Genomic DNA, 21748 nt, shown 5'->3' with positions numbered 1-21748 from the left:
AGATTCCTTCGAGTGAATTGAGGCCCCACGGTAAAGATCAGGAGTGAAGGACTTGTGGAATTCGACTGGATCGCCGCGGAAAAACTGGTCTCGTCCTCGGCGAGCCGGTTGCCGTGGCAGCCGAACGGCACCCGGCTGGGCAGACGCACCGTGGCGACCGGGCCCGCGGCGAGGTCGGCGGCGAGGGCCGGTGCCGAAGCCGGCCGTGGCGTCGCGCTCCACGTCGTCGGTGATCAGCAGGCCGCGCGGGCTGAACCCGGCGCGGAAGGCGAAGTCCACTAGATCTTCACTGATCCCGGCCACCATCGGCGGATGGGAACGGACACGGGATTTCACGGTGGCGAGATCGCGGTGCAGCGCCAGGCCGGCGTACGGCACGAGGCCGCCCGCCTCTCGCGCATGCTCGAACCGACGGAGCTGTCGGGTGGCATCGCCCGCTTCCTCGCCGAGCGCACCTTCCTGGCCCTCACCGCCCGGGACGGGGCGGGCCGGCTGTGGACCACCGCCGTCGCCGGCCGGCCCGGCCTGCTCGAGGTCCGGTCCGGCTCCGAACTGGCCGTGCACGCCGGGATCGCGGCCGGCGACCCGTTGACCGGGCTGGCCGCCGGGCAGCAGGTCGGCACGACGAGCGTCGACTTCGCCCGGCAGCGGCGGGTCCGGATCAACGGCACCCTCACCGTCGCCACCGCGAAACTGCTGGTCGTCGACGCCGAGCAGGCGTACGGGAACTGTCCGCAGTTCATCCAGCCGCGCCTGCTGGCCCCGGACGACGCCGCGCCGCCGGCGACCGCCGAGGACGACACGCGCCACGGCACCACGCCCGAGCCGGCGGACCTCGCGCTGATCCGCGCGGCCGACACGTTCTTCCTCGGCACCGCACACCCCGACCGGGGCGCCGACGCTTCGCACCGCGGCGGCCCGCCCGGCTTCGTCCGCGTCGACGACCGCGGTCTGTGGTGGCCCGACTACCCGGGCAACAACATGTTCAACAGCCTCGGCAACCTGGCCGTGAACCCCGAGGCAGCGCTGCTCTTCCCCGACTTCGCCACGGGCGGCAGCCTCCACCTGTCCGGCACCGCGCGGATCGAGTGGGGCGAGGCCGGCCGGCCCGGCGACGACGGGCACAGCGGCCGCCTGATCCGCTTCCGGCCGCACCACCTCGTCGCCACGCATCACCTGGCCCTGCACGAGGTCGCTCACCGCTCGTACGCCCACAATCCGCCGCTCACGAGTGGTGAACCACATGCGCAATCGAACATATGAGCAATTCTTCGGAGAATGGACAACGCTCGCTCTTTCGAGCGCGGAATGATTGCGGCGGCCGCGGACGCGGCCACCGAGATCAGGTCGGTGGCGCTGACCGGCGGCGTATCGCCGGGGCTGACGCGCTCGCCGCCGTCGTCGACGTCGCGATTCTGGACCGCTTCGAGATCCTGTCCCGGACCGTCCCGGGATCGGACGTGACCGGCGTCGCCGCCCTACGGGTGTACGACCTCAGCACCGGCAACACCGTCGGCCTGAGTCCCGCCGCCGGTTCCGCATCCGCGCGCGGCGGGATGCTGTGGTGGTCCACCGGCACCGCCGAGGCCACCAGGTGGCACAGCCTCGACCTGCGCACCGCCTGACGTCCGGGTCGCAGCCGGGGCCGCGTCGTGGTCATGCCCGCACCACCACCGTCGCCGGCGCGGTGATCGCCCGCAGCCGGGTCACCGCCCAGGACACCAGCAGGACCGCGGTCGCGGTGAGCGAGATGCCGGCCCCCGCGGCGATGTCGAACCGGCCGGAGGCCCACAGCCCGGCCAGCCCGCTGCCCACCGCGAACACCACGGCGAGCACGGTCATCACCGGCAGCCGGTCGGTCCACAACCGGGCGGCCGCGGCCGGCGCGACGATCAGTGACAGCGCCAGGATCGTCCCGGCCGCGGGCACCAGCGTCACCACGACGACCTCGATGGTCAGCAGCAGCACGACGTCCCACGCCCCGGTCGGCAGCCCGGCTGCCCGGGCCGCGGTGCGATCGAAACCGACCAGCAGCAGCGGGCGTGCGGCCAGTGTCAGGACGAGCCCGGCGACGACCAGCGCGACCAGCGTGGTGATCAGATCCTGCACGGTCACCGTGAGGATCGAGCCGACCAGGAACGAGGACAGGTCGCGGCTGAATCCGCTCTGCGTGGCGACCAGTGCGGCGCCGAGCGCGAACCCGGCCGACAGGACGACGCCGGTGGCGGCTGCCGCGTCCTGGCCGCGGCGGCGGGTCAGCGCGGCCACGCCGAGGGCGACGGCGGCACCGGCCACCGCGCCACCGATCAGGATGTTCACGCCGATGATGGAGGCCGCCACCACGCCGGGGAAGGTGGCGTGGGTCAGGGCCATGGTGAAGAACGACAGCCGGCGCAGCACCACCTGCACCCCGATCAGCCCGGCGAGGAGCCCGACCAGGATCACCTCGGCGGTCGCCCGGTGCAGGGCGTCATCCCACCAGTTCATGGACGGAGCTCCTCGGTCGGGGCACGGTCGCGGTGCGACGGCGGCGGTCACGGATCAGGCGTACCGGGATCAGCAGGCAGTACGCCGCCACCAGCAGCAGCACCACCGCCGGGGCGGAGGTCAGCGACACTCCGTGGTGGATGGAGGCGGTCCAGCTCAGCAGCAGTCCGCCGTAACCGGCGCCGAGGATGAGCAGCGTGCCCAGCGCGGCCATCACCGCCAGGCGGTCGGTGACCATGCGGGCGGCCGCCGCGGGCACGATCAGCAGCGCGACCACGAGGATGGTGCCGACCGCGCGGACGGCGGCGACCACGACGAGCGCGACCAGGATGTTGAGCCACAGGTCGAGCCAGCCGACCCGGAAGCCGGCGGCTGCGGCGCCTCCCGGGTCGAAGGTGCGCAACAGCAGCGCCCGGGCGCCGATCAGCAGGGCGACCAGCACGATCACGACCAGGACCGCGGTCTCCGCGATCTGCCGCGGCGAAACGGTCAGCAGCCGGCCGAACAGGAACGAGGTCAGATCCGAGGTGTACGACGATCGCCGCGACACCATCGCCACCCCGACGGAGAACATCGCGGTCAGCACCACGGCCGTGGCCGCGTCGTCGGAGACTCGCCCGCCGCGGGTCAGCAGGGTCAGCACGACCGCCGTGACGACCCCGGCCACCAGCGCACCGGCGAAGAGCCCGTCCAGGCCACCGGCGAGGAAGCCGATCACCACGCCGGGGAAGATCGTGTGGGTCAGCGCGTCGGAGACGAACGAGAGCCGCCGGGCGAAGACGAACGCGCTGACCGGGCCACAGATCAGTGCCAGCAGCACCATCTCGGCCAGGGCCCGGGCCATGAACGGTGCCGTGAACGGTTCGATCATGGCTCGACGAGCACCATCCGGCCGTCGGCGAGGCTGATCGTGCTACCGCCGTACGTCTGGCGCAGGTTTTGTTCGTTGAGGGTCCCGGCGGGGGGCCCGGCCGCCCACTGGCGCCCGTTGATCAGGCACACCAGGTCGGCCAGGCTCCGGGCCACGTCGAGGTCGTGGGTGCTGAGGACCAGTGCGGTTCCGCTGCCGGAGAGTTCGCGCAGCACCCGGACGATCGCGTCCTGGCTGACCGCGTCGACGCCGTTGAACGGCTCGTCGAGCAGCAGCAGGCGCGGTTCGGCGGCGATGGCACGGGCCAGCAGGACGCGCTGGCGCTGGCCGCCGGAGAGGGTGCCGAAGCGGTGCCCGGCCCGATCGGCGAGGCCGACCCGGTCGAGGGCGTCGGCGACCGCGTCCCGATCCTCCTTGCGGGCGGGCCGCCACCAGCCGATCCGGCGGTAGCGGCCCATCATCACCACCTGCCGGACGCTGACCGGGAAGTCGCCGTCGAGGGTGTCGGTCTGCGGCACGTAACCGGCCCGGCCCCGGGCCGCCGCGGGGTGGTCGCCGAGCACGGTGGCGGTGCCGGCGAGCACCGGGACCAGGCCGAGCACCGACTTGATCAGGGTGGACTTGCCGGCCCCGTTCGGGCCGACCAGGGCGAGGCGCTGCCCCGGGGCGAGTTCCAGGTCGACGTGGGTGAGCACCGGGGTGCCCTGATAGCCGACGCTCACCCCCGAGTACGTCAGGGCCGGCGTCATCTCAGCCCGCCAGCGCGGCGACGATGACCTGGGTGTTGTGCGCCTCGGCGCCGAGGTAGGTGCCCTGCGGCGTCCCGGCGGCGCCGAGGCTGTCGCCGTAGAGGGCGTCCTCGCCGCCGACGACCTTGACCCCGGCCTGCTCGGCGATGGCCTCGGCGGTCTTGGCCGGCAGCGAACTCTCCGTGAAGATCGCCTTGGTGCCGGTCTCCTTGATCTTGGCGACCAGGTCGGTGAGCTGCTGAGCGGACAGCTCGGCCGAGGTGTCCATGCTGGGGATGACCGAGCCGACGAACTGCAGTTTGTACCGGTCGACGTAGTAGCCGAACGCGTCGTGGTTGGTGACCAGCTTGCGGTCGGCCTCGGGCAGCTTCGCGAACGCGGCCTCGTTGTCGGCGTCGAGCTGGTCGATCTTCGCCGAGTAGGCGGTGAGGTTCTGGGCGAACGCGGCGGCCCGGCTGGTGTCCGCCACGGCGAGCGCCTTCTCGATATTGGTGACCATGATCTTGGCGTTCTGCGGGTTGTGCCAGATGTGCGGGTCGCCGTCGGCCGCCTCCTCGTCGCCGGGGTCGCCCTTGCGCAGTGTCACGCCCTGGCCGGAGTCCACGACGGTGCCCTTGAAGCCGGCCGACTCGATGGTCTGGTCCAGCCACTTCTCCATGCCGACGCCGTTCTTGACGACCACCTCGGCCGCACCGATGGCCTGGATGTCGGCCGGGGTGGGCTCGTACTCGTGCGGGTCGACGCCGACCTTGATGATCTGGGTCACCGAGACGTCGCTGCCGCCGATGTTGCGCACGAAGTCGGCGACCTCGGGGGTGGTGGCGACCACCGCGAGCGGCTTGCCGCCCGTCGCCGCGGCGGCGTCCGTGTCCGCGTCGCCGGACCCGCAGCCGGCCAGGACGGTCGTCGCGGCGGTCAGGGACGCGAACCAAAGGATGCCGTGCCGGATTTTCATCGATTCCACTCCTGTCACTGAGGAGCAGAACGATAATCGTTTTCAAAAATAATCGTCTAATGGCAAGATGACCATCAGTTCATCCGACGGCCTTTCCTTCCGGCCCGGCCCGGACGCGCCGCGAAGCCCGGTCAGCCGCAAGCCACCCCGGAACCGGGACCCGTGCAGTCGCGGCAGGTTCCGAAGATCTCGATGGTGTGCCGCACGTCGGTGAACCCGTTCGCCTCGGCGACCTCGTCGGCCCAGCGCTCGACCGCCGGGCCGGCGATCTCCACCGTCTTGCCGCAGTCACGGCACACCAGGTGGTGGTGGTGACCGTCGCGGCTGCACAGCCGGAACAGCTGCTCGCCGCCGGGCAGCCGCGCGGCGTCGGCGTCACCCGCGTCGACCAGCATCTGCAGTGTCCGGTAGACCGTGGTCAGGCCGACCTTGGCGCCCCGCTGGCGCAGCAGCATGTGCAGCTGCTGGGCGCTGCGGGCCCCGTCGACCTCCTGCAGCAGCGCCATCACCTCGCCACGCTGGCGGGTGTTACGGGGCGCGGGTGTCGGTTTCACGATGGGCTCCGTCACGGTACGGCGGCGCTTCAGCCGCGGCGGTCCCGCAATTATGCACTGGTGAGCATGTACGCAACGGTCCGTGGTCGCGCCACGTCGACGAGCAACGTGCCCGGCACGGCCGTCGCGGCGAGTGCACCGGGCACGGGCTGACCGGCATGCGCGAGCGCGCGGAAGCCGCGGGCGGGACGATCAGCAGCGGGATGCGACCGGACGGCACCTGCGCCGTCCACGCCGAGTTGCCCACCGTTGACAGTCCGTTGCCTGACTAGACTGCCCCGGGTTCGTCCGTGACCGCGATCCGAAAGTGACCTGGCATGTCCATCTACAGCACCCAGCGGCTGCACGCGCTGCGGATGATCGTCACCGGCGGCGGCACCGGCGGCCACACCTACCCCGCGCTGACCACGGTCAACGCCGTCCAGGCCCGGCTCGCCGAGACCGGCACCACGCCCGAGGTGCTCTGGGTCGGGGTCGCCGACGGGCTGGAAGCCAAGATCGCCGTACGCAACGGCATCCCGTTCAAGGCCGTCACCACCGGCAAGCTGCGCCGCTCGCTGTCCCCGCGCGACCTGGCCCGCAACCTCGTCGACGCGTTCCGCATCCCGCTGGGCATCGCGCAGGCCGCGTTCACCGTCGCCCGGGCCCGGCCGTCGGTGGTGCTCAGCACGGGCGGGTTCGTCTCGGTACCGATCGGACTGGCCTCGGCCCTGTTCCGGGTGCCCTACCTGATGCACGAGCAGACGCTGAGCCTCGGCCTCGCCAACCGGATCCTGGCCCGATTCGCCACCCGGATCCTGCTCAGCCACGAGGCGTCGCTCGACCACCTGTCGCCGCGGGCGCGCAGCCGGGCAGTCGTCACCGGCAACCCGATCCGGCCGGCGGTGCTCCAGGGTGACGCCGGGACGGGCCTGGCCGCGTACGGGCTGGACCCGGCCGTGCCGGTGGTGCTGGTGACCGGCGGCGCCACCGGTGCGCAGCAGATCAACCGCATGCTGACCGGCGCGCTGCCGTACCTGCTGGAGCACTGTCAGATCGTGCACCAGTGCGGCGGCCACGGGCTGGACGAGATGCGGCAGGTGGCCGCGTCACTCCCGGCGCATCTCGCCCACCGGTACCACGTCGTCGACTTCATCCACGACGAACTGCCCGACGTGCTGGCCGCGGCCGCCGTCGTCGTCGCCCGCAGCGGGGCCGGGACGGTCGCCGAGCTGACCGCGCTCGGCAAGGCGTGCGTGCTGGTGCCGTACCCGGTCTCCGCCGGTGACGAGCAGCGCATCACCGCTCGGCACCTGGCCGCGGCGGGCGCCGCGATCATGCTCGACGGGGACACCGCCACCCCGGAGAACCTGCACGCCACCCTCACCACGCTGCTGGCCGACCCGCAGCGGCGGGCCACGATGGCCGCGACCGCCGCGGCGCACGGCCGGCCGGACGCCGCCGCCCGGGTGGTGACCGAGATCCTCACCACCGCCGCCGGGCGGCAGTAGGCGCCGGTCAGGCGGATCACCCTGGTCCGGGGCGGCGGTCAGCTCAAGGGCTGCCCCGGCGTCCCGCCCGGCAGGAATCTCTTCTTGACTTTCGGGCGGCCCGCGCAGCTCTCGTGCGGACGGCCCGCGCAGCTCTCGTGCGGACGGCCCGCGCAGCTCTCGTGCGGACGGCCCGCGCAGCTCTCGTGCGGACGGCCCGCGCTTCCTGAGCGCCTTTCCGCAGGTGAGCTGACGGCTGCCGGTCAGCCTCCCGACGACGAGAAACCGCCGGTCGTGGAACCGCTGCTCCCGCGGCCCACGACGTTGGTCTTCACGGTGCCGTTGGAGACCCGCCCGGCGGTCGGCAGCTTGAACGCGCGCCGGCTCGCGGTGTCATCGGGTGGAAAATAGTCGCCGCCGTCCAGGTACGTCCCCGGTCCGAGGCCGCGGGAGTAGGACGTGGAGTGCCAGATGAAATACCGGCCGGTGTCGTCGTCGTCGCAGCTCTCCTCGTCGACGATCTCCCCCTCCTCGTCCGCGCAGTAGAACACCTCGTCGGCGGGCTCATCGTCAGCGGCATCCTCGTCGGCGGCATCCTCGTCGACGGGCTCCTCCTCGGTGACCGGATCCTCGGCCACCGCACCGGCGCCGCTGCCGCTGCCGCTGCCGCCGCTGCCGGAGTCGTAGACGTAGGCCGGCTCTCCGGCGTGATCCTGCTCGTCGACGGCACTGTTGTCACAGGCCGCGGCACCGCCGGCCGCCAGCGCGAGAAACGTGGCCGTCAGGACGACCTTGCGTGAACTGATGCGCCGGGAGCTCAACTCGGCTGGGCGAACCGGCCGGCCGCCGACAGAGCGGGACAGACGCAACATGAGCCATCCTCGGGCACGTGGGGATCAGCAACGTACCCGGTCCCGTCGACAGCCGGATCGGCTCAGCGGCCGGGAACTCACATATCGGCCGGGTCCGCCGAGCCCCCGAACGGCTGAGGTCGCCCCGACCGGCCGAACGCGCTATCGGAAAGACGGCCGTTCGCGACGGTCGAAGGGATTGTCCGAGCGGAATGACCACGGTGAGAGCCGGCCGGGAGCGTACGGCGCGCTGCCGGCCGGACCACAAGCCCGGGTCGCCCGATCGCCGATCCCACCACTGTCGCCCGGCGCAGTGCCGTCCGGTGACTTCCGGCTAGCTTGCTAGCATGCTAGCTTCGTCCGGTGGGTGCCGAGGAAGTCAAACAGTTCAACGTCTACCTGCCGATCGGCCTGATCAAGCAGGTGAAGATCCGCGCCGTCGAGACCGGCACGTCCCTGTCGGCTCTGGTCGCCGCCGCGCTGAGCGCCTACCTCGAGGACCCGCATCGACAACAGCAGCCGCCGACCGAGAAGGAGACCTGACATGGCGACCGAGGGCATCGAGGCCGTGTTCGTGGAGACTCACAACTGGGGCAAGGCCGCACAGTTCTTCCAGGCTCTGGGCTTCGAGCTGGAGTTCACCACCGACCACCACTCGGGCCGGTTGCGCAACGGCCCGGGGCCGTACGTGTTCGTCGCCGAGGTCCCCGAGTCCCGGGAACCGCGGACCGAGATCGTGCTGAGGGTCCCGGACGCGGACGCGTTCGACCCTGCCGCCATCGTCGAGGTGGTGTCCCCGTTCGAGGACACGCACTACGGCACCCGGGCGGCGATCGTCCGCGATCCCGACGGCCGGTTGTGGAGCCTGCAGGCCCCGGCGAAGAGCTGAGAGCGCGCGATGACCGATCAGCGGATCGAGGCACCGGACAGCACCGCGGTGCGGACCGCCCTGTGGCGCGCGATGCACGTCGAGGCCGACGACGCGCCGTATGTCCTGGAGGACACGATCGGCCTGCGCCTGGCCGCCCCCGGCGACGACTGGCGCCGCCGGCCGGACATGGACCCGCGGGTGACCCGCGCCTTCCGGGCCGCGATGGTCGCCCGCGCCCGCTTCGTCGAGGACCTGGTCGTCGAGCAGGCCGGCCGCGGCGTCACGCAGTACGTCGTGCTCGGCGCCGGCCTGGACACGTTCGCCCAGCGCAGGCCGGAGATCGCCGCCCACCTGCGTATCTTCGAGGTGGATCAGCCCGGCCCGCAGGCGTGGAAGCGTCGCCGTCTGGTCGAGCTGGGCTACGGCGTCCCCGACTGGTTGCGGCTGGTCCCGGTCGACTTCGAGCACGATCCGGACTGGCTGGGGCGGGTGGTCGCGGCCGGCTTCGACCCCGGCCGGCCCGCGGTCGTCGTCTCCACCGGCGTCTCGATGTACCTGAGCCGGGACACCACCGCGGCCACCCTGCGTACGGTCGCCGGGTGCGCGCCCGGCTCGACGCTGGCGATGACGTTCCTGCTGCCGATCGAGCTGGTCGACGAGGCCGACCGCCCCGGCCTGCGGGCGAGCACGGCCGGCGCGCAGGCGTCGGGGACACCCTTCGTCAGCTTCTACACCCCGGCGCAGATGCTGGAGACGGCCCGCCGAGCCGGTTTCGCCGGTGTCCGGCACGTGCCCGGTTCCGCGCTCGCCGAGCGGTACTTCGCCGGCCGTTCCGACGGGCTCCGGCCGTCCAGCGGCGAGAGCCTGCTGGTGGCCACCACGTGACCGCGCGGTCCGGCACCATGTGACCATGGTCGATACTTCCGCCCTGCTGGACGCCTACGACGCGCAGATGCGCACTCCGCCCGGTGCCGCCCCGGCCGGCATCACCCACGAGTACGACGGTCCGGTCCGCCGCGTCGTCGGCGGGCCCGTCGGACGGATCCGGGCGCCGCGCGACCCCGGGGTCACCGGTCCCGAGCTGGACCGTCTGATCGCCCGCCAGCGGGACTACTTCCAGGCCCGCGGCGAGGGCGTCGAATGGAAGGTACGAGCCCACGACCGGCCCGCGGATCTTCCCGAACGCCTGGTCGCGGCCGGGTTCGTCCCGGAGCGGCCGTCGACGGTGCTGATCGGTCTCGCCGCCGAGGTGGCCGCCGACCCGGTCCTGCCCGAGGGGGTCGTGCTGCGGCAGGTCACTGCCGAGGCGGACCTGCGCCGCATCGGCGACCACCAGGCCCGCGTCTGGGACATCGACGGTTCCTGGATCGCTGACGATCTCATCGCCCGGGTCGTAACCGCCCCGGACGAGATCACCATCCTGGTCGCCGAGGCCGGCGACCAGGTCGTCTGCACGGCCTGGGCGCTCTACCACCCGGGCACCGAGTTCGTCGCGCTGCTGGGCGGCACGACAGCAGCGGAGTGGCGGGGGCGGGGCCTCTACCGCGCGCTGCTCGCCGCCCGGGCGCGGGAGGCGGTCGCCCGCGGCTTCCGGCTGCTGCACGTGGACGCGTCGCCGGACAGCGCACCCATCCTGCGGCGGTGCGGCTTCCACGAGATCACCACGTCGACGCACTACCACTGGACACCCCCGGCCGGTCAGTAGTCGAACAGCGTGGCCCAGCCGAGCACCCCCAGCAGGCGCCGGACCGATGGGGTCGCCCCGTCCAGCCGGATCCTCCGGCCGTCGGCCCGCAGCCGGAGGGCGGCGTGCGCGAGCGCCCGTGACCCGGGTACGTCGATGAAGGTCAGCAGGCGCACATCCACGCTGACGTCGCCGGGTGTGTCGGTGAGCAGGTCCAGTGCGAGTTCGAGGAGCGGCAGGGTCGACATGTCCACCTCGCCGCGCAGCCGGATCCCCGGTGCACTCGTCAGCGCGGTCACCTCCAGGTCCAGCCCCGGGGTGACGGTCATCGTCGTCATGGATACCTGTTCGCGGGGATGCCGGACATCGGTCCTCCTGAAGGAGAGGGTGGTGCCCGCCACCGCCCGGCGGGCACCACAGGGGATGGACCCCAGGAGCGGGGAGTGGGCTTTCAGTGCGGTCGCCCGGCTCCCCGGGAGGCGCGGTCAGGCGTGCTCGCGCGCGGCGCCGGCCGACGGCGGGCGATGGTCTTCGTCATGGTGCGGCTCCTCGGTAGTGCCGACGTCGGCACACCGGACGCTACGAGGAGGCAGTGCACAAACAGTTCAGTTCCAATTGACCGCCGCGGCAGTACGCTGCGAACGGGGGTGACGAGATCTTGGATGCCCGACGGGCCTGGCAACCGCCCCGGCCGCCCGGCCAGCGCCGCGCCGACCACACCGCGATCGTGGGCTGCGATCTGTTCGTCGACGGGGTCGCCGTCGAGAGCCCCGGCTCGGCCGCGGACCTGACCCGGCTGCACGAGCAGGCGCGGGAGCACGAGGGCGGGTTCGTCTGGCTCGGCCTGCACGAGCCGACCGAGGCCGCGCTCACCCGCGTCGCCGACGTGTTCGGCCTGCATCCGCTGCTGGTCGAGGACGTCCTGCACCGCGAGCAGCGGGTGAAGGTCGAGCGGTACGACGAGGTGACGTTCCTCGTCATGCGCGCCGCCCGCTACGTCGAGCACGAGCGGATCCTGGCCACCAGTGAGATCGTCAGCACCGGTTTCGTCCGGCTCTTCATCGGCCCGCACTTCGTCATCACCGTGCGTCAGGGCAACGTGATGGAGTTCGGCTCGCTGCGCGACCGGCTGGACTCGGAGCCGGACTTGCTGGCCCAGGGCCCGTGGTCGGTGGCGTACGCGATTGTCGATCACCTCGTCGACGCCTACGTCGAGATCGCGGCCGCGATGCAGGTCGACTTCGACCTGACCGAGGAGGCCCTGTTCGAGGCGCAGACGCCGGTCTCGGTCGAGCAGATCTACCAGCTGAAACGTCAGCTCATGAAGTTCAAGGCGGCCGTGGTGCCGCTGCACCGGGCACTGCTCACCCTGCTCGACAAGCGGTTCACCGAGATGCCCAAGGGCATTCGACGGTACGTCGGTGACGTCGCCGACCATCACACCGCCGTCATGGAGCAGGTCACCGGCTTCGACGAGGTGGTCAACGCCCTGCTCCAGGCCCGGCTCAACCAGGTGAACGTGGAACAGAACGACGACATGCGCAAGATCGCCTCGTGGGCCGCGATCGCCGCGGTGCCGACCACGGTCGGTGCGGTCTACGGCATGAACTTCGACCACATGCCCGAGTTGACCTGGCAGCACGGCTACGCCGACGCGATGCTGCTGATCGTGCTCGGCGCCACCGTCCTCTACTGGCTGTTGCGCCGGGCCGGATGGCTGTGAGGCTCATGGCGTACGCGCGAAGGATCTTCTGAGGTTGTGGTGGCATGCTCGGAGGATGAGCGAGTCCGAGGCCACGGTGACCAGCCTGCAGCGGCGCCCCACGCCGAGGTGGGTGGCGCCGGTCTTCGCCGTGCTGGGTGTGGCCACCATCCCGTGGACGGTCTATCTGTCGCTCACGCTGCCGCAGCGGATGCACATCGGCAACTACCGGACCGCGTGGGTCGGCTTCGACGTGCTGCTGGTGCTGGGCCTGCTCGCGACGGCATGGACGGCGTGGCGCGGCCGCCAGCGGGTCGGCCTGTTCGCCGCCTCCACCGCCACGCTGCTGCTGGTCGACGCGTGGTTCGACGTGACGTTGTCGAGCCGGGCCGAGCGGCCGATGGCGATCGTCTCGGCCGTGCTGATCGAGGTTCCGCTCGCGGTGCTCTGCGGGTGGATCGCGCTGCACGTCGACCGGCTCGTCGAGCATCGCCTGCGCCGGCTGGCCCGGCAGACCGCCCGGCTGCGGGCCGTGAGCACGGGCCGTCCGCCGGGGCGGCGCGCGGAGGCCCGTCTGCAGGAGATGATCCGCGAGCAGAGCCGGCTGCAGCACGGGCGGACCGGCGAGAACAGGTCCTGACCGCGTCGGGCTTCAGCCGCGCGGGGGCATGAATCTCCGGTACGCCGGGACGGCCGCCGCGGCCACCCCGAAGTGCATCAGCATCAGCGCGATCACGCCGCCCGTGGTGGTGCCGGGCTGGGACTTCGAGACGAGCAGCATGACGTCCGGGATGAGCGAGAGCACCAGGACGACCGGCACCAGCACGCGCAGCACCCGTCCGGCGCGGGCGCTGCGGTTGACCACCACCCGCCAGACGATCGCCGAGATCAGCGTGCCGATCACCGTCAGCGGGCCGTAGACCGGCAGGGTGAGCTGCTGGAACTCGCTCGGCACGCCCAGGGCGCGGGCGACCAGGGCGATCACCGTGTTGATGACCAGGGCACCGACGACGGCGAGGCCGAGCGCGGCGAGCGTCGCCTTCCACGTCACGCGGGCGGCGGGCAGAGCGGTCGCGGTCATGTCGATCCCCTTCGCTGACTTCAACGTTGAAGTGAAGCTAGGGCACCGACGCCTCAAGCCTCAAGCTTTTCTGTCTAAGAATTACTTAAGGCGTGAAGCAATTACGATCTTGATCGGCTGCCGAGCAGGGCGGCCAGCGCCGCGTCCGAGGCGCGCAGGGCGTCCCGGTCGAAGGTACTGCCGGCGGCGACCAGCTCGGCCGCGCCGGTGCGGTCGAACAACTCGGCGAGCCGGCTCCCGACCCGGTCCGGGGAGCCGGTGACCGCCGCCGCGACGGTCTCCTCGACGTACCGCTGCTCCCGTGCGGTCCGGGTGGCGCCCCGGGCCGCGGCCACCGGTTCCAGCGGCGGGAACACCCCGGCGGTACGACTCCGCGCCATCGCCCGGGCCTCCGGCAACAGCAGGTCGGCGGCCTCGGCGTCGGTGTCGGCGACCAGCACGTCGAGGCTGATCGCGACCCACGGCTCGGGTAGTTGCTCGGACGGCCGGAAGGCACGCCGGTAGTCGGCCAGCGCCCGCTCACCGCCGTCGCGCAGGAGTGGGCCGCCGACGATCACCGGGAGGCCGAGCTCGGCGGCGATCGGCAGTCCGGATCCGGTGGCCAGCACGTACAGGGGAATGGCCCGGTCGGGTCGGGGGTGCACGGTGATCTCGGCGGTGCCGGTGAGAAAACCGCGGAGCTCGGCCAGGTCGGCGGCGAAGTCGCGGTCGGTCGATCGCAGGGCCCGCCGGACCGGCGCGGTGAACCCGGGCGAGCGGCCCAGCCCCAGGTCGACCCGGCCCGGGGCGAACGCGGCGAGCGTGGCGAACTGCTCGGCGACGACGAGCGGCTGGTGGTGCGGCAGCATCACGCCGGCCGAACCGAGCCGGATGACCGTCGTGGCGCCGGCGACCGCGGCCAGCAGCACGGCCGGCGCGGCGCCCGCGATGCCGGGAACCCCGTGGTGCTCGGCCACCCAGAACCGGTGATATCCGAGCCTTTCGGCCTCGGCGGCGCGCGCGACGGTGCCGTGCAGCGCCGCCGCGTCCGGTTCGCCGATCCGCGTGCGGGAGCGATCGAGCAGGGAGAGCCGGGGCTCAGCGATGATCACGAAGGGTTCAGCGTATTCCGGGAAGGACCTTGTTCCCGGGTACGGCGTGGGACGCGCGAGTCTGCCGCCTCCGCGCCCCACGCCGTCACCGTCAGGGCAGGTCGATCGGGCGCAGCACCCGGTCGATGCCGTGCGCGATCTGCTTGTTGCCCTTGTTGATGTCGAACCGGTTGACGCGCGGGTTGCGGTCGCTGCGGTCGGCGTCGATCAGCGCGATGCGCTTGTGCCAGCGGCCGTACACGTCGACCTTGATCGTCGCGCCGGTGGCGGTCTTCAGCTTGGCGCCGTCGGACTTGAGAGCGGCCTTGCGATCGACGGTCGCGCCCGGGACCACGTGGTAGAGCAGCACCGTCTCGACGGTGTCGATGCCCAGGCCGGCGACCGCGGTGAACGCCGCTTTCTCGCCCGGCAGGCGCTTGCTGTGCTTGATGTCGGCGACCAGCAGCTCGAACGCGCGGTCGTTGGGCAGGAACGCGGTCAGTGCCGTCTTGCCGTCGGTCAGCACCTTCACCGGGCTGTTCGGCTTGGCCTTGAGCACGGCCTGCACCGCGGCGGTCAGGATGTCGTAGTCGTGGCCGTTGCGGTCGAACCCGCTCTTGTCCGCGGTCAGCACCGCCGCCAGGGACTTCGTGCCCAGCGGCTTGGTCTTGGTGTGCGCGGCGGCCGGGGCGGTGGAGAGGGCGGAGGCGACGATCGCGGCGGTGGCTACGGCGGCGGCCCGCTTGCCGACTCGGGTGATCCTCATTGTCGTGCGTCCTTTCCGGAGTACGGGATGGTGGCTTCGGTGCCACCACCCCGTACTTCGTCCGGCCCGGCGGCCGTGGATGCACCTATTTCGTGAGAGTTCCGCGCAGCAGGCTGTTGCCGGAGTGCGCGGCGTCGCCGTCGTGCGGTTCGTCGCTGACGTCGACCAGGCGATAGCGGTTCAGATCGGTGCCCGGCGGCAGCGGCAGCACGGCCTCAGGCCGGTCCGGCAGGTTACCGATCGCGACCATTTTCGTCGTGTCGTCCGGATCGAGAAGCCACACCTCGTGGAATCCGGTGGTCAACGGCAGATTGCGTACGTCGATGCGCAGTTGCCCGTCGGCGAGCACCCGCACGTCGCCACCCGCGCTCGCCGGCACCGTCGCCAGCGGGCTCAGCGTGGCCTGGGCGGTGACCCGCTCGCCGGCGTCCCGGCCGGTGAACCGTTCGACGGTGACCGTGCCGGCCACCGCGACGATGGCGGCCGCGGCCGCGGCGAGCACCGGCATCAACCAGCGCGACCGGGGCCGCCGGGGCCGGGCCCGGTGTTCCGCGAGGTCGGTCACCGGGGCCGGAGCCGCGGCGATGCCCTCGGCGACGGCCTGCCAGATGTGTTCCGGTGGCGCGGGCAGGTCCCGCAGGTCCTGCACCTCCGCGCCGATCTCGGCGACCTCACGCAGGGCCCGCATCTCGTGCCGGCAACTCGCGCAGGTCACCAGGTGGTCGGATTCGGACAGCTCCTCGAGTTCTTCAGAGAGCGCGAGAAGGACCAGCCGATCGGGATCCAAGTGCTGCACCGTCCACCTCCCAACGGCGTCGCAGGTTCGCCATACCCCGGCGGATATGGCTCTTGACCGTGCCCAGCGGCAGCCCGGTGACCGCCGCGATCTGTGGATGGGTCAGATCGTCGAAGAACGCCAGCTCCAGTGTGCGTCGCTGGTCCTCGGGCAGCCGTTCCAGTTCGTCGGCGACGACCAGCCGGTCGACGATCCGTTCCGGCGTGTCCTCGACCGGCGCGGCCGGCTGGGCCGCCACCGTCTCCGCCTTGCGTTCCTCGCGGGCCGCCGACCGCAGCCGGTCCACGGCTTTGCGCCGGGCGATGCCCAGCAGCCAGCCGAGCATCGTGCCGCGCTGCGGGTCGAAGCCGTCCCGGCCCGTCCATGCCGCGACGAACGTCACCTGGGTGACGTCCTCGGCGTCGGCCCGATTGCCCAGCAGCCGCTGGGCCAGGTAGAGCACGGCGGCGCCGTGCCGCTCGTACGCCACTCGCAGAGCTGCCTGGTCGCCGGCGCGTAACCGCCCGGCGAGCTCGTCGTCGGAGCTCATCGACCTCCCTTCCGCACGTAGGTCCTCTCCGGTGTTCGCTGCGGACGGCTCGGATGGTTGCACGCGAGGCCCAGGTAAGGAGTGCCGTGGGCCACGCCACCCCGGGGGCGTCCACCCGGCCGTACGCCGAAGCGGGGTTTATGGTGACGAAAATGGCGGACAGAACACTCGGCTTGCGCGGTGACCGGGGTGCGGTCCTGGGCGCGATGATGCTCGCGACCGGGCTGATCGCGATCGACTCGACGATCATCGCGACGGCGGTGCCGTCGGTGGTGGCCGACATCGGCGGCTTCCACGAGTTCCCCTGGCTCTTCTCGATCTACCTGCTCGCGCAGGCCGTGTCGGTGCCGATCTACGGCAAGCTCAACGACATGTTCGGGCGCAAGCCGGTGATCCTCTTCGGCATCGCGCTCTTCCTGCTCGGCTCGATCTTCTGCGGCGCGGCATGGAACATCTGGATGCTGATCGCGTTCCGCGTCGTGCAGGGGCTGGGCGCCGGGGCGATCCAGCCGACCACCATCACGATCGTCGGCGACCTCTACTCGGTGGCGGAACGGGCCAAGGTCCAGGGCTACGTGGCCAGCGTCTGGGGCGTCTCCTCGGTCGTCGGCCCCACACTCGGCGGCGTCTTCAGCGAGTACGTCAGCTGGCGCTGGATCTTCTTCGTGAACATCCCGCTCTGCCTGCTGGCGGCCTGGATGATCATGCGCAAGTTCCACGAGAGCCGGGACCGTGCGCGCCCGGTGATCGACTACCGCGGCTCGGTGCTGCTCACGCTCGGGCTGACGCTGGTCGTCCTCGGGGTGCTGGAGGGCGGCCAGGCCTGGGGCTGGGCGTCACCGGCCGGCATCGGGATCCTCGGGCTCGGCGCGGCGATGCTGGTCGCCTTCGGTTTCGTCGAGCGGACCGCGACCCAGCCGGTCCTGCCGCTCTGGATCTTCCGCCGGCGGCTGCTGGTGACCAGCGGCCAGCTCTCCGTCGGCATCGGCGCGATCCTGATGGCGCTCAGCTCGTACGTGCCGACCTACGCCCAGGAGGTGCTCGGCGCCGGGCCACTGGTGGCCGGGCTGGCCCTGGCCGCGCTGACCCTGGGCTGGCCGGTCTCGGCGAGCCAGGCCGGCCGGATCTACCTGCGCCACGGCTTCCGCGTGTGCGCGCTGGCCGGCACCGTGCTGGTGTTCGCCGGGTCGGCCCTGCTGCTCCTGCTCGGGCGGCACTCCAGCGTGCTCGAGGTGGCCGCGTTCTGTCTGATCATCGGCCTGGGCATGGGGCTCACGGCGTCGCCGACACTGATCGCGGCGCAATCCAGCGTCGGCTGGGCCGAACGCGGGGTGGTCACGGCGAACAACATCTTCCTGCGGTCGCTCGGCAGTGCCCTCGGCGTGGCCGTGTTCGGCGCGGTCGCGAACGCGGTGCTCGGCTCGGGGGCGGTGACGGCGGCGGGGCTGACCACGGCCGTACACCGGATCTTCGTCGGGATCGTGATCGTGGCGGCGGTGATGGTGGGGCTGGCCGCGCTGCTGCCCCGGACACCCGGCGAGCAGAGTCCGGTCGGCGAGCCGACGGCGGCGCCCGCGTCCTCCTGACGGCGCTCGCCTCCACCGGAGGTGGTGGACCCGGCTGCCGGCCCGCGCCGGATGTGCGCGCCCCCGTCCGGCGGCACGCGTCGACGGCGCCCCCGGCGCCCAGGACCCGGCCGTGGATCCGGCGCTCCACCGGGTGGCACAGGAGGCGCTGACCAACGCGCGCGAGCACCCACCGGGCCGAACCCGCCGGACGCGCCGCCCTGATCGCCGGCACTCAGATCCGCGCCTCGCATGCCGAACGGTCGGACATGGGTGTCGTCGATACGCGTCACGGGTCCGAACTCAGCCTCGACGAGGTGCTCGGCCGGCAACTGCTGCACTGCGTCTACCAGCCGTTCGTCGACGTCGACAGCGGGGCGGTGCTGGCCTTCGAGGCGCTGCTGCGCGGGCCGGCGAACACCGTCTGGCAGTCGCCGATGGAGCTGCTGCACGCCGCCAGTCGCCTCGACCGGCTCGCCGACCTGGAACGGGCCTCGCTGCGGGCGTCGCTGACCGACGCCGCGGCGTTCTCGCAGGGGCGGCCGGTGACCCTGTTCGTCAACGTCGAGCCGACCACGCTGACCCGGCGGCTGGACATGCTCGTGGCGGTGCTGGCCGAACGCGCGCCACACGTCCAGGTGGTCGTCGAGATCACCGAGCGGGCCCTCGCCGACGACCTGGCCGGGGTGCTGGCCGGGGCGGAACGGCTGCGGGCGGCCGGCTGTGCCATCGCCCTGGACGACGTGGGGGTGCACCCCGAATCGCTCGCGTTCATCCCGCTGCTGCGGCCCGAGGTGGTCAAGCTCGACCTCAAACTGCTGCGCACGGTCAAGGACCCGGTGACCGTGACGGTGGCCGGCGCGGTCCGGGCCTACGCCGAGCAGGCCGGCGCGGAGGTCGTCGCCGAGGGCATCGAGACACCGGAGGACCTGACCCGGGCCATGGTGCTCGGCGCGACGCTGGGTCAGGGCTGGCTGTGGAGCCGCGGGGAGCGCCGGTTCACGCCCTCGACGTTCCGGCCCGAACGGTTCGCCGCCCGCCCGATCGGCGCGAGCCTGCGGGCGACCCCGTACCAGTCGGTCGGCGCGGGCCGCCACATCCGGCACGCGCCCAAGCACCTGCTCGTGCCGTTGTCGAAGACGCTGGAGCTGATGGCGATGCAGGCGGCGGTGCCACCGGTGCTGTTCGGGGCGTTCGAACACGTCAAGTTCTTCCGCCCGTCGACGCACCGGCGGTTCACCGATCTCGCCGCCGCGCTGCCGTTCGTCGCCGCGTTCGGCGTCGACATGCCGGCCGAACCGGCGCCCGGGGTGCGCGGCGGCAACCTGTCCGTGCACGACCCGCTGGCCACCGAGTGGACCGTCGTGGTGCTCGGCGCGCACACCGCCGCCGCGCTGATGGCCCGCGACCTCGGTGACACCGGACCGGACCCCGACCGGCAGTTCGAGTTCGTCGTCACCTACGACCGGGCCCTGGTCACCGCGGCCGCGCACGCGATGATCGGACGCCTCACGCCGGGCGGGTGACCACCATGCCGCCGTACGACGGTTCCGCCGACCGTCTCATGGCAGGCCGCCGCGGGCCGATAGGCGTAGTCGTGAACACCGTCCGGTCGCCGCTGCGCCGTGACCCCGTGCTGGTCGCGCTGGGGCTCACGGCGCTGGGCACCCTCGTGACCGCGGTGCTGGACACCGGCGGTCACGTCATGGGCGCGCTGGTCTGGCCCGCGCTGATGGTGTTGTGCCTGGTCACCGCGGTCAGCGGCCTCCGGGTCGGGCGCTGCCCGCGCGTCACCGCACCCGAGCGCCGGATGTGGGGTTCGGTCGGGCTCGCCGGGACGATCTTCCTGATCAGCGACACCTGGCAGTTCGTGGTGTACCTGCGGGCGCCGGGAACGACGGAGGCGACGGTCGGCGGCCCGGTCTACAGCGCCGGGATCTTCGCCGGCACGCTCTGCCTGTTGGCGGCCCTGCTCACCGTGCCGGTCGGGCTCGGAACCCGGCACGAACGGATCCGGTTCCTGCTGGACGCGGCGACCGTGCTGGTGTTCGCCGCGACGCTGGGCTGCTACTTCACGGTCACCGCGGGCGCCGCCGGGGTCGCCGGGAGCGGCCGCCTGATCTCGCTGTTGTTCGGCCCGGCCATCTACATGGTCGCGGTGTTCTCCCTGGTCAAGCTGCTGCTGATGCCGGTGAAGCCGTTCATCCCGCTGGCCGGTGGGCTGCTGTCGCTCTCCGCGGCGTTCGAGGGGGCCGCCACCGGCTTCCGGCCGCTGCTGATCACGCACGGCCACGTCGCCTGGGACCAGGCCGCCACCGTCGTCGCCGTGGCCGCCCTGACGGCGGCGACCCGGGTCCAGCACCTGCGGGTGCGCTCCGGCGGGCCGGCCCGGCTGTGGTCGAGCCGGCGGCCGTACAGCCTGCTGCCCTACGCCGCCGTCGGCGGGACCTTCGCCCTGCTCATCGGCGTGCTCGCGGTCAGCGGGTGGCAGCCGGCCACCTGGATCGTCGTGGCCGGCTCGGTCGTCAGCTCAGTGCTGGTGGTCATCCGGCAACTGGCCGCGTTCGCCGACAACGCCCGGCTGCTCAGCATGCTGGACACCAAGGTCGCCGAGCTGAACGCGTCCCTCGCCGAACGGGAGCGGCTCGCCTCCGAACTCGAACACCTGGCCTTCCACGACGCGCTGACCGGGCTGGCCAACCGGGCGCTCTTCCAGCGTCACCTCGACGAGCACGGCCACGAGCGGGCGGTGCTGCTCCTCGACCTGGACGGGTTCAAGCCGGTCAACGACACGTACGGGCACGCCGCCGGCGACGCCGTCCTCACCGCGGTCGCCGTGCGGCTGCGCTCCTGCGCCGAGCCGGGCGACCTGGTCGCGCGGCTCGGCGGCGACGAGTTCGCGGTGCTCAGCGCCGGGCCGCTCACCGACGAGCAGGCGCGGGCCCGGGCCACGGAACTGGCCGCGCAGATCCGGGTGCCGATGACCGTTCTCGGCCACGACGTCACGGTCGGCGCGAGCATCGGCGTGGCCACCGCCCGGGACGGCCTGAGCGGGGCGGCCCTGCTGCACGCGGCCGACGTCGCGATGTACGACGCGAAGGCCCGCGGGCGGGACGGTCTCACGACCGCAGGCAACGGGTCCGGCACCCGCTTCACCCCCCGCCCACCGGCAGCGGATCGCCTCGGATGAGCGCGACTCGTACCGCTTCGTCACCGCCGCCCTGTGGGAGCGGCTCGCCCCGATCGAGCCGCGGGAGGAGCCGGCCGCCTCGACCGACCGGACCGGCTGACGTCCCGGCCGGTCCGGTCGTCGCGGCTCACTCCGCCGGGAGGATGCCCGGGAGCGGACCGGCAGCGAGGCTGGCCCCGGCAAGCGTTGACAGCGGGTGCGCCGGCGTGTCGTCTCCGGCGTGGTGCCCGCGCATCGATTCGATCGGGAGGCGGCCATGCTGGGACGCCGGCGGCAGCGATGATCACCCCGCTTCGCGAGCGGTGGACAGTGAAGGTCAACGACGATCCTGACCTGGACGTGCAGGGGAACGTGCTCGATCACGAGTACACCATCACGGAGGGCCGCGCGACGGTGGCCGAGGTGTCGAAGAAGTGGTTCCGGATCGCGGACACCTACGGCGTCGAGGTCGCGCCCGGGCAGAACCCGGTTCTGTTGCTGGCGGTCGCCGCGGTCGTCGACACCATGGCCCACGCCGGCCGCTGACGAAGACCCCATCATCCCCTGACTCGCCGGGGT

The 21748-nt window shown here is 72.2% G+C and carries 26 protein-coding genes; 14 read left to right on the top strand and 12 right to left on the bottom strand.

The annotated features are described in order from the left end of the window. Window positions 1-54 precede the first annotated feature (54 nt). From ACH442_RS16025 to ACH442_RS16015, 3 genes are read left to right on the top strand one after another with little or no spacing between them, the layout of a single operon-like run. Window positions 55-282, top strand: coding sequence for a hypothetical protein (locus tag ACH442_RS16025; protein WP_396338767.1), 228 nt, complete (start codon window positions 55-57; stop codon window positions 280-282). 30 nt (window positions 283-312) lie between these two features. Then, window positions 313-1263 (top strand): pyridoxamine 5'-phosphate oxidase family protein, encoded by a 951-nt coding sequence (locus tag ACH442_RS16020; protein WP_396338766.1) that lies wholly within the window; start codon window positions 313-315, stop codon window positions 1261-1263. Beyond that, window positions 1260-1625: a hypothetical protein gene (locus ACH442_RS16015; protein ID WP_396338765.1), complete on the top strand. Its 366-nt coding sequence runs from the start codon at window positions 1260-1262 to the stop codon at window positions 1623-1625. The genes ACH442_RS16020 and ACH442_RS16015 overlap by 4 nt, the downstream gene beginning before the upstream one ends. Window positions 1626-1656: 31 nt before the next feature. Here ACH442_RS16015 and ACH442_RS16010 read toward each other — a convergent pair whose 3' ends face one another. The 5 genes from ACH442_RS16010 to ACH442_RS15990 form a co-directional block, all read right to left on the bottom strand. After that, complete coding sequence (locus tag ACH442_RS16010; RefSeq protein WP_396338764.1) at window positions 1657-2487, bottom strand: metal ABC transporter permease; 831 nt, start codon at window positions 2485-2487, stop codon at window positions 1657-1659. Next, window positions 2471-3358, bottom strand: a complete 888-nt coding sequence (locus ACH442_RS16005; protein WP_396338763.1) for a metal ABC transporter permease — start codon at window positions 3356-3358, stop codon at window positions 2471-2473. Before ACH442_RS16005 ends, ACH442_RS16010 begins: the two co-directional genes overlap by 17 nt. Beyond that, complete coding sequence (locus ACH442_RS16000; protein WP_396338762.1) at window positions 3355-4107, bottom strand: metal ABC transporter ATP-binding protein; 753 nt, start codon at window positions 4105-4107, stop codon at window positions 3355-3357. Before ACH442_RS16000 ends, ACH442_RS16005 begins: the two co-directional genes overlap by 4 nt. Before the next feature lies 1 nt (window position 4108). Beyond that, window positions 4109-5062 (bottom strand): metal ABC transporter substrate-binding protein, encoded by a 954-nt coding sequence (locus ACH442_RS15995; protein ID WP_396338761.1) that lies wholly within the window; start codon window positions 5060-5062, stop codon window positions 4109-4111. 131 nt (window positions 5063-5193) lie between these two features. After that, window positions 5194-5619, bottom strand: coding sequence for a Fur family transcriptional regulator (locus ACH442_RS15990; RefSeq protein ID WP_396339010.1), 426 nt, complete (start codon window positions 5617-5619; stop codon window positions 5194-5196). A gap of 314 nt (window positions 5620-5933) precedes the next feature. Here ACH442_RS15990 and ACH442_RS15985 point away from each other — a divergent pair, with 314 nt between their 5' ends. Then, a complete protein-coding gene (locus ACH442_RS15985) occupies window positions 5934-7106 on the top strand; it encodes a UDP-N-acetylglucosamine--N-acetylmuramyl-(pentapeptide) pyrophosphoryl-undecaprenol N-acetylglucosamine transferase (protein WP_396338760.1) in 1173 nt (390 codons plus the stop codon). A gap of 242 nt (window positions 7107-7348) precedes the next feature. Here ACH442_RS15985 and ACH442_RS15980 read toward each other — a convergent pair whose 3' ends face one another. Beyond that, window positions 7349-7957 (bottom strand): hypothetical protein, encoded by a 609-nt coding sequence (locus ACH442_RS15980; RefSeq protein WP_396338759.1) that lies wholly within the window; start codon window positions 7955-7957, stop codon window positions 7349-7351. A gap of 342 nt (window positions 7958-8299) precedes the next feature. Between ACH442_RS15980 and ACH442_RS15975 the strand changes: the two genes are divergently transcribed. The 4 genes from ACH442_RS15975 to ACH442_RS15960 are packed head-to-tail and all read left to right on the top strand — an operon-like array spanning window position 8300 to window position 10512. Then, a complete protein-coding gene (locus ACH442_RS15975) occupies window positions 8300-8479 on the top strand; it encodes a CopG family transcriptional regulator (RefSeq protein ID WP_396338758.1) in 180 nt (59 codons plus the stop codon). A 1-nt stretch (window position 8480) separates the two neighbouring features. After that, a complete protein-coding gene (locus tag ACH442_RS15970) occupies window positions 8481-8825 on the top strand; it encodes a VOC family protein (RefSeq protein WP_396338757.1) in 345 nt (114 codons plus the stop codon). A gap of 9 nt (window positions 8826-8834) precedes the next feature. Then, window positions 8835-9692 carry a class I SAM-dependent methyltransferase gene (locus tag ACH442_RS15965; protein WP_396338756.1) on the top strand — a complete coding sequence of 286 codons (858 nt, stop codon included), beginning with the start codon at window positions 8835-8837 and terminating at the stop codon, window positions 9690-9692. A gap of 25 nt (window positions 9693-9717) precedes the next feature. Continuing rightward, entirely contained in the window at window positions 9718-10512 is a 795-nt protein-coding gene (locus ACH442_RS15960; protein WP_396338755.1) for a GNAT family N-acetyltransferase, read from the top strand. On the opposite strand, the gene ACH442_RS15955 is transcribed toward ACH442_RS15960, so the two are convergent. After that, window positions 10506-10829 carry an STAS domain-containing protein gene (locus ACH442_RS15955; protein WP_396338754.1) on the bottom strand — a complete coding sequence of 108 codons (324 nt, stop codon included), beginning with the start codon at window positions 10827-10829 and terminating at the stop codon, window positions 10506-10508. The two genes, ACH442_RS15960 and ACH442_RS15955, sit on opposite strands and share 7 nt — an antisense overlap. 320 nt (window positions 10830-11149) lie before the next feature. Between ACH442_RS15955 and ACH442_RS15950 the strand changes: the two genes are divergently transcribed. Then, window positions 11150-12214 carry a magnesium and cobalt transport protein CorA gene (locus ACH442_RS15950; RefSeq protein ID WP_396338753.1) on the top strand — a complete coding sequence of 355 codons (1065 nt, stop codon included), beginning with the start codon at window positions 11150-11152 and terminating at the stop codon, window positions 12212-12214. 55 nt (window positions 12215-12269) lie between these two features. After that, the gene (locus ACH442_RS15945) at window positions 12270-12833 is read left to right on the top strand and encodes a hypothetical protein (RefSeq protein ID WP_396338752.1); all 564 of its coding nucleotides are present in this window, start codon (window positions 12270-12272) and stop codon (window positions 12831-12833) included. A 12-nt stretch (window positions 12834-12845) separates the two neighbouring features. Here ACH442_RS15945 and ACH442_RS15940 read toward each other — a convergent pair whose 3' ends face one another. The 5 genes from ACH442_RS15940 to ACH442_RS15920 form a co-directional block, all read right to left on the bottom strand. Continuing rightward, window positions 12846-13274, bottom strand: a complete 429-nt coding sequence (locus tag ACH442_RS15940) for a DUF6069 family protein (RefSeq protein WP_396338751.1) — start codon at window positions 13272-13274, stop codon at window positions 12846-12848. A gap of 101 nt (window positions 13275-13375) precedes the next feature. Next, window positions 13376-14365 carry an MsnO8 family LLM class oxidoreductase gene (locus ACH442_RS15935; RefSeq protein ID WP_396338750.1) on the bottom strand — a complete coding sequence of 330 codons (990 nt, stop codon included), beginning with the start codon at window positions 14363-14365 and terminating at the stop codon, window positions 13376-13378. A gap of 91 nt (window positions 14366-14456) precedes the next feature. Then, window positions 14457-15110, bottom strand: a complete 654-nt coding sequence (locus ACH442_RS15930; RefSeq protein WP_396338749.1) for a fasciclin domain-containing protein — start codon at window positions 15108-15110, stop codon at window positions 14457-14459. A gap of 85 nt (window positions 15111-15195) precedes the next feature. After that, on the bottom strand, window positions 15196-15906 hold the full coding sequence (locus tag ACH442_RS15925; protein WP_396338748.1) for an anti-sigma factor: 711 nt from the start codon (window positions 15904-15906) through the stop codon (window positions 15196-15198). Then, window positions 15860-16435, bottom strand: a complete 576-nt coding sequence (locus ACH442_RS15920) for an RNA polymerase sigma factor (RefSeq protein WP_396338747.1) — start codon at window positions 16433-16435, stop codon at window positions 15860-15862. The genes ACH442_RS15925 and ACH442_RS15920 overlap by 47 nt, the downstream gene beginning before the upstream one ends. 152 nt (window positions 16436-16587) lie before the next feature. Between ACH442_RS15920 and ACH442_RS15915 the strand changes: the two genes are divergently transcribed. The 4 genes from ACH442_RS15915 to ACH442_RS15900 all read left to right on the top strand — a co-directional run bounded on the left by ACH442_RS15915 (window position 16588) and on the right by ACH442_RS15900 (window position 21715). Then, the gene (locus ACH442_RS15915; RefSeq protein WP_396338746.1) at window positions 16588-18021 is read left to right on the top strand and encodes an MFS transporter; all 1434 of its coding nucleotides are present in this window, start codon (window positions 16588-16590) and stop codon (window positions 18019-18021) included. A gap of 248 nt (window positions 18022-18269) precedes the next feature. After that, a complete protein-coding gene (locus ACH442_RS15910) occupies window positions 18270-19526 on the top strand; it encodes an EAL domain-containing protein (RefSeq protein ID WP_396338745.1) in 1257 nt (418 codons plus the stop codon). 71 nt (window positions 19527-19597) lie between these two features. After that, on the top strand, window positions 19598-21190 hold the full coding sequence (locus ACH442_RS15905) for a diguanylate cyclase domain-containing protein (protein ID WP_396338744.1): 1593 nt from the start codon (window positions 19598-19600) through the stop codon (window positions 21188-21190). Between the two features lie 279 nt (window positions 21191-21469). Then, window positions 21470-21715, top strand: coding sequence for an LURP-one-related family protein (locus tag ACH442_RS15900; protein WP_396338743.1), 246 nt, complete (start codon window positions 21470-21472; stop codon window positions 21713-21715). Window positions 21716-21748: the final 33 nt, after the last annotated feature.

The organism is Actinoplanes sp. NPDC020271 (assembly GCF_044388125.1).
Lineage (GTDB): Bacteria > Actinomycetota > Actinomycetes > Mycobacteriales > Micromonosporaceae > Actinoplanes.
This window is presented reverse-complemented; position numbering and strand designations above follow the sequence as displayed.

What these genes read in the sequence shown, in the direction of transcription:
- ACH442_RS15985 (WP_396338760.1), top strand. Translation starts at nt 5,934, where the DNA reads ATGTCCATCTACAGCACCCAGCGGCTGCACGCGCTGCGGATGATCGTC.
- ACH442_RS15995 (WP_396338761.1), bottom strand. Translation starts at nt 5,062, where the DNA reads ATGAAAATCCGGCACGGCATCCTTTGGTTCGCGTCCCTGACCGCCGCG.
- ACH442_RS15940 (WP_396338751.1), bottom strand. Translation starts at nt 13,274, where the DNA reads ATGACCGCGACCGCTCTGCCCGCCGCCCGCGTGACGTGGAAGGCGACG.
- ACH442_RS15970 (WP_396338757.1), top strand. Translation starts at nt 8,481, where the DNA reads ATGGCGACCGAGGGCATCGAGGCCGTGTTCGTGGAGACTCACAACTGG.
- ACH442_RS16015 (WP_396338765.1), top strand. Translation starts at nt 1,260, where the DNA reads ATGAGCAATTCTTCGGAGAATGGACAACGCTCGCTCTTTCGAGCGCGG.
- ACH442_RS16000 (WP_396338762.1), bottom strand. Translation starts at nt 4,107, where the DNA reads ATGACGCCGGCCCTGACGTACTCGGGGGTGAGCGTCGGCTATCAGGGC.
- ACH442_RS15965 (WP_396338756.1), top strand. Translation starts at nt 8,835, where the DNA reads ATGACCGATCAGCGGATCGAGGCACCGGACAGCACCGCGGTGCGGACC.
- ACH442_RS16005 (WP_396338763.1), bottom strand. Translation starts at nt 3,358, where the DNA reads ATGATCGAACCGTTCACGGCACCGTTCATGGCCCGGGCCCTGGCCGAG.
- ACH442_RS16020 (WP_396338766.1), top strand. Translation starts at nt 313, where the DNA reads ATGGGAACGGACACGGGATTTCACGGTGGCGAGATCGCGGTGCAGCGC.
- ACH442_RS15945 (WP_396338752.1), top strand. Translation starts at nt 12,270, where the DNA reads ATGAGCGAGTCCGAGGCCACGGTGACCAGCCTGCAGCGGCGCCCCACG.
- ACH442_RS15900 (WP_396338743.1), top strand. Translation starts at nt 21,470, where the DNA reads ATGATCACCCCGCTTCGCGAGCGGTGGACAGTGAAGGTCAACGACGAT.
- ACH442_RS15955 (WP_396338754.1), bottom strand. Translation starts at nt 10,829, where the DNA reads ATGACGACGATGACCGTCACCCCGGGGCTGGACCTGGAGGTGACCGCG.
- ACH442_RS15920 (WP_396338747.1), bottom strand. Translation starts at nt 16,435, where the DNA reads ATGAGCTCCGACGACGAGCTCGCCGGGCGGTTACGCGCCGGCGACCAG.
- ACH442_RS15910 (WP_396338745.1), top strand. Translation starts at nt 18,270, where the DNA reads ATGGGTGTCGTCGATACGCGTCACGGGTCCGAACTCAGCCTCGACGAG.
- ACH442_RS15915 (WP_396338746.1), top strand. Translation starts at nt 16,588, where the DNA reads ATGGCGGACAGAACACTCGGCTTGCGCGGTGACCGGGGTGCGGTCCTG.
- ACH442_RS15960 (WP_396338755.1), top strand. Translation starts at nt 9,718, where the DNA reads ATGGTCGATACTTCCGCCCTGCTGGACGCCTACGACGCGCAGATGCGC.
- ACH442_RS16010 (WP_396338764.1), bottom strand. Translation starts at nt 2,487, where the DNA reads ATGAACTGGTGGGATGACGCCCTGCACCGGGCGACCGCCGAGGTGATC.
- ACH442_RS15980 (WP_396338759.1), bottom strand. Translation starts at nt 7,957, where the DNA reads ATGTTGCGTCTGTCCCGCTCTGTCGGCGGCCGGCCGGTTCGCCCAGCC.
- ACH442_RS15930 (WP_396338749.1), bottom strand. Translation starts at nt 15,110, where the DNA reads ATGAGGATCACCCGAGTCGGCAAGCGGGCCGCCGCCGTAGCCACCGCC.